This is a genomic window from uncultured Meiothermus sp., from assembly GCF_937863175.1.
GTDB lineage: Bacteria > Deinococcota > Deinococci > Deinococcales > Thermaceae > Meiothermus.
The window spans coordinates 1-11,605 of sequence record NZ_CALMCQ010000050.1 but is presented as its reverse complement, the minus strand read 5'-3'; the positions used below and the strand labels follow the sequence as shown (position 1 = coordinate 11,605).

At 60.8% G+C, this 11,605-nt stretch carries 9 protein-coding genes and 1 riboswitch; of the genes, 8 read left to right on the top strand and 1 reads right to left on the bottom strand.

From position 1 onward, the window contains the following. The 3 genes from Q0288_RS02110 to gcvP form a co-directional block, all read left to right on the top strand. On the top strand, window positions 1-643 hold a 643-nt coding region (locus Q0288_RS02110), incomplete at its 5' end, for a glycine cleavage T C-terminal barrel domain-containing protein (protein WP_299426438.1). Between the two features lie 76 nt (window positions 644-719). Then, entirely contained in the window at window positions 720-1,100 is a 381-nt protein-coding gene (gene gcvH, locus Q0288_RS02105; protein WP_299426435.1) for a glycine cleavage system protein GcvH, read from the top strand. 75 nt (window positions 1,101-1,175) lie between these two features. Continuing rightward, a riboswitch (glycine riboswitch) is annotated at window positions 1,176-1,263 on the top strand. Between the two features lie 91 nt (window positions 1,264-1,354). Continuing rightward, entirely contained in the window at window positions 1,355-4,219 is a 2,865-nt protein-coding gene (gene gcvP, locus Q0288_RS02100) for an aminomethyl-transferring glycine dehydrogenase (protein WP_299426432.1), read from the top strand. A 575-nt stretch (window positions 4,220-4,794) separates the two neighbouring features. On the opposite strand, the gene Q0288_RS02095 is transcribed toward gcvP, so the two are convergent. Continuing rightward, window positions 4,795-6,474: a S8 family serine peptidase gene (locus Q0288_RS02095; protein WP_299426429.1), complete on the bottom strand. Its 1,680-nt coding sequence runs from the start codon at window positions 6,472-6,474 to the stop codon at window positions 4,795-4,797. 190 nt (window positions 6,475-6,664) lie between these two features. On the opposite strand from Q0288_RS02095, the gene Q0288_RS02090 reads away from it, so the two are divergent. From Q0288_RS02090 to Q0288_RS02070, 5 genes are all read left to right on the top strand, one after another. Beyond that, window positions 6,665-7,882 carry an FAD-dependent oxidoreductase gene (locus Q0288_RS02090; protein WP_299426426.1) on the top strand — a complete coding sequence of 406 codons (1,218 nt, stop codon included), beginning with the start codon at window positions 6,665-6,667 and terminating at the stop codon, window positions 7,880-7,882. A 332-nt stretch (window positions 7,883-8,214) separates the two neighbouring features. Continuing rightward, window positions 8,215-9,039 (top strand): ABC transporter ATP-binding protein, encoded by an 825-nt coding sequence (locus tag Q0288_RS02085; protein WP_299426424.1) that lies wholly within the window; start codon window positions 8,215-8,217, stop codon window positions 9,037-9,039. A gap of 130 nt (window positions 9,040-9,169) precedes the next feature. Then, complete coding sequence (locus Q0288_RS02080) at window positions 9,170-9,997, top strand: ABC transporter permease (RefSeq protein WP_299426422.1); 828 nt, start codon at window positions 9,170-9,172, stop codon at window positions 9,995-9,997. A gap of 57 nt (window positions 9,998-10,054) precedes the next feature. Further along, window positions 10,055-10,816, top strand: a complete 762-nt coding sequence (locus Q0288_RS02075; protein ID WP_299426419.1) for an aminoglycoside adenylyltransferase domain-containing protein — start codon at window positions 10,055-10,057, stop codon at window positions 10,814-10,816. A gap of 45 nt (window positions 10,817-10,861) precedes the next feature. Next, window positions 10,862-11,584 (top strand): ATP-binding cassette domain-containing protein, encoded by a 723-nt coding sequence (locus Q0288_RS02070; RefSeq protein ID WP_299426416.1) that lies wholly within the window; start codon window positions 10,862-10,864, stop codon window positions 11,582-11,584. Window positions 11,585-11,605: the final 21 nt, after the last annotated feature.

Genomic DNA, 11,605 nt, shown 5'->3' with positions numbered 1-11,605 from the left:
CGATTTCTTTGCCCTGATTGCCATACAGGGCCCCCATGCCGTTGCGGTTTTGCAGAAACTCAGCGATACCGACCTGATCTCCCGCAAAAAGAACGACACCTTTATGGGCAAGGTGCTGGGTAAATGGGTGCGCTTTGCCCGTACCGGCTATACCGGGGAGGATGGCTACGAGGTGTTTGTGGCGCCCGATGAGGCCAGAACTGTCTGGGACGCCCTGCTGGAAGCCGATGTGACCCCCTGCGGACTGGGAGCGCGCGATACGCTCCGGCTCGAGGCCGGTTTTCCCCTCTACGGCCACGAGCTAACCGACGAGACCAGTCCCCTATGCACCCCCTTCAGTTGGGTGGTCAAAAGCCATAAGGAATTTCATGGAAAGCAAGCCCTGCTAGAGAGCCCTTGTGAGCGCAACCTGGTGGGCTTGCAGGTTGAAGGGGGAGTCCCCCGCGAGGGTTACCGGGTGCTGAAGGAAGGTCGAGAAGCGGGCCTCCTGACCTCGGGAACCCATTCGCCCATCCTGAAGAAGGGCATCGGTATGGCTTTTGTGGAGGCCGGTCTGGCCGGGGTTGGAACTGCACTGGAAGTGGAAATCCGAGGACGAATGGTGGCCGCAACGGTGGTGGAGACGCCTTTCGTTAAGCTATAGGCTTTAGCAAACCGCGAAAGCCCGCCCCTGTTCACCATTTGCGGCTTGGCTATAAACTGACCCTTGAGGAGAGACCATGAACTATCCAGCCGACTTGAAATACGCTAAATCTCATGAATGGGTACGCCTGGAGGGCGATGTGGCCACGGTAGGCATCAGTGACTTTGCCCAGGATGCGCTGGGTGATGTGGTTTTTGTGGATCTGCCGGCGGTGGGCAAAATAGTTGAAGCGGGTGCGGCGGTTGCAGTGGTGGAGTCGGTTAAGACTGCCTCAGATATCTACGCGCCTGTTGCGGGTGAGGTCGTCGAGACCAACAGCGCACTGGGCAACACCCCAGAGTTGCTCAACGAGTCGCCTTATGGCGAGGGCTGGCTGTTCAAAATAAAGGTCAGGTCTGCCGATGCGGACGGCCTGTTGTCGGCAGCGGAGTACCAGGCTCTGGCAGAGGGCCAGTAATTCCCCGAGTCATTTTGCAAAATAACCCTTTCAACCTCGCTTGCGGATGTTTTATCATAGCGGTAGTCAGGTAGCTGGCTGCTGACGGGAGAGATTGGGCCCGGCCCAACGCCGAAGGAGCAACCACCCCGGAAACTCTCAGGCAGAAGAACCGCAGCAGCGCAATCTGGAGAGAGGTGCAGGGGGTTCGCCCTGCGCACCCGCCGACGGGATAACGCTCTCAGGCAAAAGGACAGATGGGGTCAGGTGACCCCATGACTCAGAATCCAAACCCCAAACTGCGCTCAGCCGACTTTTCTTGGCGTCATATTGGCCCTTCGCCCCACGAGATTGAAGCCATGCTCGAGGCCGTGGGGGTCTCGTCAATTGAGGAACTAATTGAACAGACCCTGCCCAGGAGCATCCGGCAGGCCGGGCCGCTGGAGATCGGCCCTGGCCTGAGCGAGACCGAGATGCTGGCGCAGATGCGAGCCATCGCCCGGAAAAACCAGGTCTTCACCTCGCTAATCGGCCAGGGCTACTACGGCACCATTCTGCCCCCGGTAATTCAGCGGAACATTCTGGAAAACCCGGCCTGGTACACGGCCTACACCCCCTACCAGCCCGAAATCAGCCAGGGCCGCTTAGAGGCGCTGCTCAACTTCCAGACCATGGTCGCCGACCTGACCGGCCTGGAGATTGCCAATGCCTCGTTGCTGGACGAGGCCACTGCCGCAGCGGAGGGGATGGCGGTGGCCCAGCGCAGTTGCAAAGAAAATCGCACTGCGTTTTTTGTTGACCAGAACGTGCACCCGCAGACCCTGGCGGTGTTGCAAACCAGAGCTGAACCTCTGGGTTGGCAACTGGTCGTGGGGGACCTCGAGGCCGACCTGAACCCCCAGGGGCTGTTTGGCGCCATCTTCCAGTACCCCGACACCCTGGGCCAGATCCGCGACCTGCGGCCCCATATCGAAAAGGTAAAAGCGGCGGGGGGTCTGGTAGTGATGGCCGCCGACCTGCTGGCCCTGACCCTGCTGGTTCCTCCCGGGGAGCTGGGGGCCGATATAGCCGTGGGCTCGACGCAACGCTTTGGGGTGCCCATGGGCTACGGCGGGCCGCACGCAGGATACATAGCGGTCAGAGACGCCCTCAAGCGGGCCCTGCCGGGGCGGCTGGTGGGGGTCTCGATAGACTCGAGGGGCAACCGGGCCTACCGCCTGACCCTGCAAACCCGCGAGCAGCATATCCGCCGGGAAAAGGCTACCTCCAACATCTGCACCGCCCAGGTCTTGCTGGCGGTGATGGCCTCGATGTACGCGGTCTACCACGGGCCGGAAGGGTTGCGCGAGATTGCCCAGAGCATTCACCACCAGGCCAGCATCCTGGCCGCGGGCCTGGAGCGCCTGGGCTTCAAACGGCTGAATCGGCACTTCTTCGACACCCTGACCATCCAGGCCGAGGGCCGGGTGGAAGAAATTCTGGCCAGTGTCCGCAGCAAGGGCATCAACCTGCGCAAGCTGGACGACTCACACATCGGCATCGCTCTGGACGAGACCACCACCCCAGAGATTATCGAGGCGGTCTGGGCGGCTTTTGGGGGAAGTCTGACCTATGCAGATTTTGCCCCCCAGGACAACCTGCCCGCCAGCCTAGAGCGAAAGTCGAGCTACCTGACCCACCCGGTTTTCAACCGTTACCACTCCGAGACCGAGCTACTGCGCTACATGCGTAAGCTGGCCGACCGCGACCTGGCCCTGAACCGAGCCATGATTCCGCTGGGCTCCTGCACCATGAAGCTCAACGCCACCGCCGAGATGATGCCCATCACCTGGCCTGAGTTTGCCCAGCTTCACCCCTTTGCGCCCGCCGAGCAGGCCCAGGGCTACCGCCAGCTTTTCGAGACCCTGAGCGGCTGGCTTTGCGAAATTACCGGCTACGATGCCATCTCGCTCCAGCCAAACTCCGGGGCCCAGGGCGAGTATGCCGGGCTGCTGGCAATTCGGGCCTATCACCTCTCTAGGGGCGAGGGACACCGAAAAATTTGCCTGATCCCCTCTTCTGCTCACGGCACCAACCCCGCCACCGCCCAGATGGTGGGGATGGAGGTGGTGGTTGTAGCCTGTAACCAGGATGGCTATGTGGATATGGCCGACCTCGAGGCCAAAGCCCGCCAGCACGCTCCCAACCTGGCTGCGGTGATGGTCACCTACCCCTCTACCCACGGCGTGTTTGAGGAAGAGATCCGCGAGCTTTGCCAGATTGTCCACCGCTATGGCGGGCAGGTGTACCTGGACGGGGCCAACCTCAACGCCCAGGTGGGTCTGGCCAAACCCGGGCATTACGGGGCGGATGTCTCCCACCTCAACCTGCACAAAACCTTCGCCATTCCCCACGGTGGGGGCGGCCCGGGTATGGGGCCCATTGGGGTCAAGGCCCATCTGGCCCCTTTCCTGCCAGGCCACCCCTTTCTGGATGGCGGCAGTTCGCCCGTCGGCCCGGTCTCGGCGGCGCCCTATGGCTCGGCCTCGATTCTTCCCATTTCTTACGCCTATATTCAGATGCTGGGCAGCGCCGGACTGAAACGGGCCACCGAGGTAGCCATTCTGAATGCCAACTACGTCGCCGCCCGCCTGGAGCCCCATTTCCCGGTGCTCTACAAAAACGAAAAAGGCCGGGTAGCCCACGAGTGCATCATTGACCCCCGGGCCTTCAAAACCAGCCACGAGGTAACCGTGGAAGACATTGCCAAACGCCTGATTGACTTTGGCTTCCACGCCCCCACCATGAGCTTTCCGGTGCCGGGCACCCTGATGATCGAGCCTACCGAGTCGGAGTCTAAGCGCGAGCTGGATCGCTTTATTGCTGCGATGATGGCAATTCGCCAGGAGATTGCCCAGATTGAACGGGGCGTGCTTAGCGCTGAGCAGAGCCCCCTGCGCCACGCCCCTCACACCGTGCTGGACATCGCCGACGAAGACTGGAACCGCAAGTACACCCGCGCCCAGGGCTGCTTCCCGGGTGGACAGCCTGCCATGGACAAGTACTGGAGCCCGGTGAACCGGGTGGACAATGCCTACGGCGACCGCAACATTGTCTGCGCCTGCCCGCCGGTAGAGGAGTACGCCGGGGCGTCGGATTGATTGGGGTTGCGGTACGCTAGGGTCATGCCCGGCATCAGGCCAGAAGAAATGATGATGTGGGCTGACCGGATGAATCTCTTCGAGATTGTTTGAGGTATTCCCTGGGGAGATAAGTCCAGTCCTTGCCCACCAGGAAGAAATTGACCGAATCCGAACTATCATTCATGCGCTGTCGGGCTCGAGCTGCCGTTGCATTTACATCTCGGATGCTGTTCCCCGCTTCTCCAACGACTCGTTAAAGCGCCCCGATATCGCCATCCCCCGATCCTGAGGAGGCCTGGAAGCCTCTAACCATGGTTCCTGAGGTTGTGGTTGAGATCATTAGCAAAGGGTACGGGGCAAAGAATCTTGGAATTGCACCATAATTCCATCTTGCGCAGGGGGTCAAAGATGTGTTCATCTTCTATCCACATCTCAAGCAGGTGTACTATCACCGCTGTGACGGCAAAAACGGCTGGATTCACCTATCCGATTCGACCTCGAGATGGTGTCACGAGATGCACTTGTGGTTTGGCATCGGCGCGGCTCCGTTGTCAAGTCTCGCGGGGTAGTGCAAATTCCTGAACTGGAAATATTTAGCGCATCAAATGCTGGATCACGCCCTGAAAAACCTGCGCCCGCCGCTCCACTGTCAGGTTACCCAGGTCACCGCTCACGAAGCTGGCCTTGCCCTTGCCGTAAGCACTGGACTCAGTGACAGGGCGCTGGTTCTGGATGTTGGTAATAAGCATCAGCCGCCCGCCTTGCTCCACATAAGCTCGCAGCATCTTGCGGTGTGACTCGGGCCAGGTGTCGCTCCAGTTGGTGGGCAGAACCCAGATAACCAGTGCGAAGTCGTCCACCTTGTCGGCACCGGGACGCTGTTCGGGTTTGATCTGCATCACCTCGGTGCGGAAGCCCAGGCTATCCAGCGCCCGCCTGGCCCCAGCTGCACCGGAAGTTTCAATGACCAGCAGGGCAGTTTTCCCCTCTGGCTGTGGATTGTTGACCTGTGAGGGCTGGTTGGGTTGCAGCGACTGCGGGTCAGGTGGTGTGGGCTGAGTGGCTTGTGGATTGTCCGGTGGACGCAGCACGGCCAGGGCTTCGCCCAGGCGAATAATTCCCCGACCACTACCAGCAGCCTGGATATTTTGTGCCGAGCCGAGCAACGCCTGGCGCACCTGTTCGGCCTTGAAGCCGCCCGAGATCAACAAGGCCGCGCTGCCCGCAGCAATGGCGGTACTGACCGATGTCCCGCTCATGGCCATGTAGCGCCCACCGGGAATAGTGGAAAGCACATCCACCCCAGGGGCTACCAGATCTGGTTTGCTAAGCACCACATTATAGGGTGTACCCCAGCGCACCTCGCCCCGGCTGCTAAAGCCCGCAACCTGGTTGGCCTGGTTGGTAGCACCGATGCCCAGCGCGTCGGGCATATTGCCGGGCGAGGCGGTGGTGCTCCCCGAGTTGCCAATGGCAAAGACCGGCAGTACCCCCATCTGTTTCATGCGTTCCACGACCGGAGCAAACTCCGTCCAGGTGCCTTCCAGGCCCAGCGACATCGAGACCACCTGCACGTTCTGCTCGAGCACCCAGTCCAGTCCGCCCAATACCTGGGCCAGGGTGCCATAGCCATTGGGTAAGACCAGGGCGGAAACCAGGCGGGCCTCAGGGGCCACCCCAAAATTGTTGCCCACCAGCAACCCGGCAGTATGGGTTCCGTGTAGCGAGGAGTCGTAGGGCTCACTCTGGCGCGGGGTACCGTTGGCATTGACCACCGCGAAGGCAGCTATTTTGCCGCGCAGATCGGGGTGGGAAGCATCCACGCCGGTGTCGAGGTGACCGATGCGGACACCCTGGCCGCGCATTCCACGGATCCACAGGCTGGGCGCACCGATGCTCTGTAAAGCCCAGTTGCTGCCGCTATTCACCGGAACCGATAAGGCTGAAGCTACCGGCTGGGTCATGCTTACCGCACGGTTGGGGTAGACCCGCCGCACACCGGGCACCTGCGCCAAGCGCCCGACCTGCGACTCGGGCAGACGCACCAAAAAGCTCTGGCTGGCCCAGAAACCTTCGGCTGCTTTAGTTCTGAGCCGCCCTTGCATCTGGCTCAGATGGGCCTTGAGCAAGCGCATCAGTTCGGCCCTGGCCTGTCCGCGGGGTAGTTGCGGCCCTTCCAGCTCCACAATCACTTCCACCATGCGCGATTGCGCCAGCGTAAAAGGTGCCAACGGTATGAGCAATAACAGGGCGAGTAGAAAACGGAGCATCATGTCTTCAGGCTAGGCAGCGGTCTGGGTCTCAGATTGAGCTAAGCCTAAAGAAATCTTGGGACTGGGATTGAGCGTTGCTTAAGAAAAGCAGATTGCCGTGCGCCAGTACTTGATTTTTACACTACGCAATTCCACCCGCTGAAGCCGGATATTTTTGCTCAAGGTGACACAGTGCGCTACAGTGAGCGCAATGTCACGCTACGAGGTACTGGTTATTGGAGCAGGGATTGTGGGCGCGGCTTGCGCCTACCGCCTGGCCGAGCGGGGGCTAAAGGTGGGGGTGCTGGAACAGGCCGCGGCCCCGGCGATGGGATCTACCGGCAAGAGTGCGGCGGGGGTGCGGGTGCAGTTTACCGAGGCCACCAACATCCTGCTCTCCTGGCACTCGATCCAGGAGTACTGTCAGATGCCCCAGGCCGCCTACCGGCCCACAGGCTACTTGTTCTTGGTTCCAGGCTCGCAGTGGGAGGGTCACATGGCAGGGGTAGAGATGCAAAGGCGCCTGGGGGCGCCGGTGGAGGTGCGAGGACTCGAGGCGCCCACTACGGACGCGGACCCGGAAAAGCAGGCTTCCGGGTATGTTGGGGGTAGTGCGCCCCGAAATGAGCGTCTCGAGGCCGCCCAGGAGTGGTTCGACTTTTCGCCAGCGGCGGAGGGCTTAGAGCCCATCCGCGGAGCTACCTACGGCCCCGCCGATGGAATTGTAGACCCGCACGGCATCTGCATGGAGTACCTGGGTCGCGCCCGGCAGCTTGGCGCAGTGCTACACACCGGGACCGAGTTCCTGGCCGCCGAGCGGGTGCGCGGAGGGTGGCAGGTACAGACCTCGAGGGGATTGTTCCAGGCGCAGTTTGTACTCAACGCCGCCGGGGCCTGGGCCGGCGAGGTGGGCCGACGGGCCGGGCTTTTGATTCCGGTGCAGCCCGCCCGGCGGATGGTCTTCTGCACCGCGCCGACCCCCCACCTCCCCGGGCACCCCCTGACCATAGACCTTTCCAGTGGCTTCTGGTTCCGCCCCGAGCACGACCGGCTGATTTTTGGTCGGAGCAACCCTGCCGATCTGGGCTTTCGTGAAGGCATGGACTGGGCCTGGCTCGAGCCCACCCTGGAGGTAGGCTTGGCCCGCTTCCCCTGGCTGGGGGCACTAAAGCTCGACCGCAGGGCTAGCTGGTGGGGCTACTACGAGGTCACCCCCGACCACAACCCCATCCTGGGCCGGATGCCGGGGGTGGAGGGCTGGGTCAATGCCTGCGGGTTTTCTGGCCATGGGGTGCAGCAGGCCGCGATGGTGGGCCGTCTGATGGCCGAGGAAGTTGTTTATGGCAGGGCGCACAGCCTGAACCCAGATTCACTGCGTCTCGAACGTTTTTCCCAGACAAGAGGGGTGGCAGAGAAAAACATTGTCTGAAATTTTTCTGCGAATGAGCCCTTGCATATTTGCACCGCTAGCGCGTACACTTGGGTCTGGTAGGTGAACCATGAATGACCCCATTGTAATGTGCATGATCCGGTTGCGCGCCTGAGGCGCTGACCCCAACCCGACCCGCATTCACAACGCCCTGTGCGTTATCTTGGCGGCCCTCGGGCCGCCGGTTTGTTTGAAGGGGCGGTGCAGGAGGTTCAACGCAAGACCAGCGACGAGACGACCCCCAGGCCCCCAGACTTATTCAAGACAGGACCAACTATAGATTGGGTGATGGACTGACCCAGGCTTGTCCTGAGCGCAGTCGAAGGGATGGGATGATTAAATCTATGCTGACCCTAAAGCCCACCGAGACCAGAATTGCTATTGAGGTCTCCGATCTCAAAAAAGTCTTTCGCAAACGCGAGGGACTGCGTGCGCCCATCAAGGAAGAATGGGCCTTGAAAGGGGTTTCTTTTTATGTTCACGTAGGCGAGACCTACGGCCTGCTGGGCCCCAACGGTTCGGGCAAGTCTACCCTGATTCGCATCCTCTCTACCCTGCTCACTGCCGACGGAGGGCGTGTGCAGATGATGGGCCACCAGCTGCCCCAGGGTGAGCAGGCCTTGCGCCGCCTGATGGGGCGGGTGAGCGTGGACGCGGCTTTTTACAAGAAACTCTCGCCTCGCGAGAACCTGCTCTATGCAGCCCAGCTCTATGGCCTCGAGTCCCGCCAGGCCGAAAAAAGGGCCATGCAGATTCTGGAGCAGCTCGGCCTCGAGTCGCGCCGCTTTAGCGACCCCATCGAGGAGATGAGCCGGGGGATGCAGCAGAAAATTGCCATTGCCCGGGCCCTGCTCATCAACCCGCCGCTGCTTCTGCTCGACGAGCCCACCACCGGCCTTGACCCCAGGAGCCGCCGCGACGTACAGGCCTTTCTGGAAGACCTCCGCAAGCGTGAAGGCACCACCATCCTGCTGACCACCCACGACATGGCCGAAGCCGAGCGCCTTTCGTACCGCATTGGCTTTCTGGCCAAGGGCCGCCTGGTGGCAGAGGGAACCGCCCAGGAGCTCAAACAACAAGCGAGAACCGACGACCTGGAAGAGGCCTTCATCGCCCTCACCGGCGAGGATTTGAGTGAAGAAGCCAATAGCCCATAGCTAATAGCTGATAGCAAATAGTTAGCAGCTAATAGCCGACTAGCTGATAGGTGATAGCTGAAAGAAATCTGCTAGGTTCTGGCTATGGACTATCGGCAATCAGCTATAGGCGCGACCAAAGGGAGCAAATATGTTTGAGCGATACCTCCGCCCCATGTGGGCTTTTGTCTTCCGCGACTGGCACCTGACCCGGCGTTATATGAGCTGGGTAGCGGTCTTCGTGTTTTATGCCATCGTCAACTCGGCCACCATCGCCCTGATTGGCAAGGCCCAGGACGACTTCCGCCTGACCCTCACGCTTTTGCTGGGGGTGCTTTTGTGGTCGTTTTTGTCGGCCATGTACAACGAGATCGCCAACTCCATCTCCTACGAGCGCTGGGAGGGTACGCTGGAGTACACCTTCATGGCCCCGGTCTCGAGGCTGGTTCACCTGAGCGGGGTCTCGCTCTTTGCCATCGTGTTCAGCGTATTCCGCACCATCGTGATCCTGGTGGGTCTGGTGCTCTTCATCCAGGTCTCGGTGGACGGGGCCAACCTGCTGGGGGTACTGGCGGTCTTGCTGGTTGCCAGCCTGGCTTTTATGGGGCTGGGCCTGATGGCCGCCATCTTGCCGGTGATGTCGCCGGAAAACGGAGCCCAGGCTACCAACATCTTCCAGGGCGTTTTGCTGCTGGTTTCGGGCATCTACTACCCGGTCAGCGTACTGCCGGCCTGGGTTCAACCGCTCTCGTATCTGAGCCCCGCAACCTATGCCCTCGAGGCCAGCCGCAAGCTAATGGGCATCAACCACCCCGAATCCACCCCGGACAGACTGGTGGGGGCCCCGCTCTCCTCGGTCTTGCCCGAGCTGGGGATTTTACTGCTGATGGGCGTGGTTCTGATTCCTCTAGGCCTGTGGGTCTTCCACACCGCCGAGATGTGGGCCAAGCGCACCGGCAAACTCAAGCGGACGGGGTAGGGGTCCAGGGTCGAGCGTCTAAGGTCAGGAGCTAAACGCTTTGGGGCAGGGAAGGTCATGCATCGGAGTTTGGACGTACAGGCCGTGGTTGAGATACTTGCCGCAGAAATGCACAGGGTTCTGGGGCCAGACCTTGTCGGCATCTACCTGCGTGGCTCGCTGGTCACGGGAGATTTCAACCCGGAGACCTCGGACATTGACTTGCTGATTGTGGTCAAGCAGGATCTGAATCAAGCTGAATTTGACCGGCTGGACAGGATGCACCGCCACATCCAGACCCTGCCCAACCGCTATGCTCACCAGATCGAGCTGGCCTACCTGCCGGTCGCCGAGATCAACGGCTTTCAGCCGGGGAAGCAGTATGTCTCGCTCGAACGCGGCGAACCACTGCGCTGGAAGCAGCTGCGCCACAACTGGATCGTGGAGTTCTGGAGTGTGCGCGAGCACGGAGTTGCGATTTTCGGCCCTGAGCCCAGGAGTTTGATCGAGCCGATCGCGATGGAACGGGTGGTGGGGGCTATTCGCCTCGAGCTGTCGAACTGGCTAGACTGGGTGGAGACCTGGGGGAACCCAGACTGGCAGACCCATGCAGGCGAGATGCGTTTTGCCGTCGAGACGATGTGCCGGGCGCTTTATACCATGGAACGCAGCAGTTTATGCAGTAAACCAGCGGCGGTTAGTTGGGCGCAACAACACCTGGCCGAACCCTGGCCTGGCCTGATAGCTCAGTCTCAGAAGTGGAATTCGGGCTCAGCATGTGAGCTGGAAGTAATTCGAAGGGTCGAGGAATTCATTCGTTGGACAGTGGCTCAAGCTTGAAGTCCCTATTCTCTCGTCACAATCAAAGGGTATTTTGGTAGTGCCATGATCGAAGTATTGAATCTGCAAAAGTCCTACCGGAGCTTTAAGGCTGTGGGAGGGATCTCGTTTTCGGTCGGGCCGGGAGAGGTCTACGGCCTTTTGGGTCCTAATGGAGCGGGCAAGACCACTACCCTGCGGATGCTGGCGACGCTGCTCAAGCCCAGCGGCGGAAGCGCCAGGGTGGCGGGCTTTGATGTGGTGCGGCAGTCGCTCGAGGTTCGTCGCAACCTGGGCATCGTCAACGGTGGGATGAAGGTTTATGACAGACTGACCGGGCGCGAGGTGCTGGACTTCTTTGGCAGCTTTTACGACCTGTGGGGTCAGCGGCTCAAAGACCGCATCGAGTGGGCCTCGGCCCTGCTCAAGATTGACCAGCCGGTGCTGGACAAGCAGGTGCGGGAGATGTCCAGCGGAATGCAGCAAAAAATTGTGATTGCCCGGGCCATCCTGCACCAGCCGCAGGTTTTGCTGCTCGACGAGGCCACCGCTGGTTTGGACGTGTTTGCCCGCCGGGCCTTGCTGGATTTCGTCAAGACCTATGCCGGGCTGGGCAAAACCCTGGTCTACTCCACCCACGTGATGAGCGAGGCCGAGGAGGTCAGCAACCGCGTCGGCTTTATTGATAAAGGCCGGCTGGTATACGAGGGGAGCCTGCAGGAAGCCCTCGAGCTTGGCCGGGGCAACCTCGAGCGAGCCTTCATCCGCAGGCTGGAAGAGGCAGCTTGAGCATGGTGGGGTGCCGAGGGA

Excerpts from the sequence above, each read along its gene's own strand:
- gcvP (WP_299426432.1), top strand. The coding sequence starts at position 1,355 with ATGACTCAGAATCCAAACCCCAAACTGCGCTCAGCCGACTTTTCTTGG.
- Q0288_RS02075 (WP_299426419.1), top strand. The coding sequence starts at position 10,055 with ATGCATCGGAGTTTGGACGTACAGGCCGTGGTTGAGATACTTGCCGCA.
- Q0288_RS02090 (WP_299426426.1), top strand. The coding sequence starts at position 6,665 with ATGTCACGCTACGAGGTACTGGTTATTGGAGCAGGGATTGTGGGCGCG.
- gcvH (WP_299426435.1), top strand. The coding sequence starts at position 720 with ATGAACTATCCAGCCGACTTGAAATACGCTAAATCTCATGAATGGGTA.
- Q0288_RS02070 (WP_299426416.1), top strand. The coding sequence starts at position 10,862 with ATGATCGAAGTATTGAATCTGCAAAAGTCCTACCGGAGCTTTAAGGCT.
- Q0288_RS02080 (WP_299426422.1), top strand. The coding sequence starts at position 9,170 with ATGTTTGAGCGATACCTCCGCCCCATGTGGGCTTTTGTCTTCCGCGAC.
- Q0288_RS02095 (WP_299426429.1), bottom strand. The coding sequence starts at position 6,474 with ATGATGCTCCGTTTTCTACTCGCCCTGTTATTGCTCATACCGTTGGCA.
- Q0288_RS02085 (WP_299426424.1), top strand. The coding sequence starts at position 8,215 with ATGATTAAATCTATGCTGACCCTAAAGCCCACCGAGACCAGAATTGCT.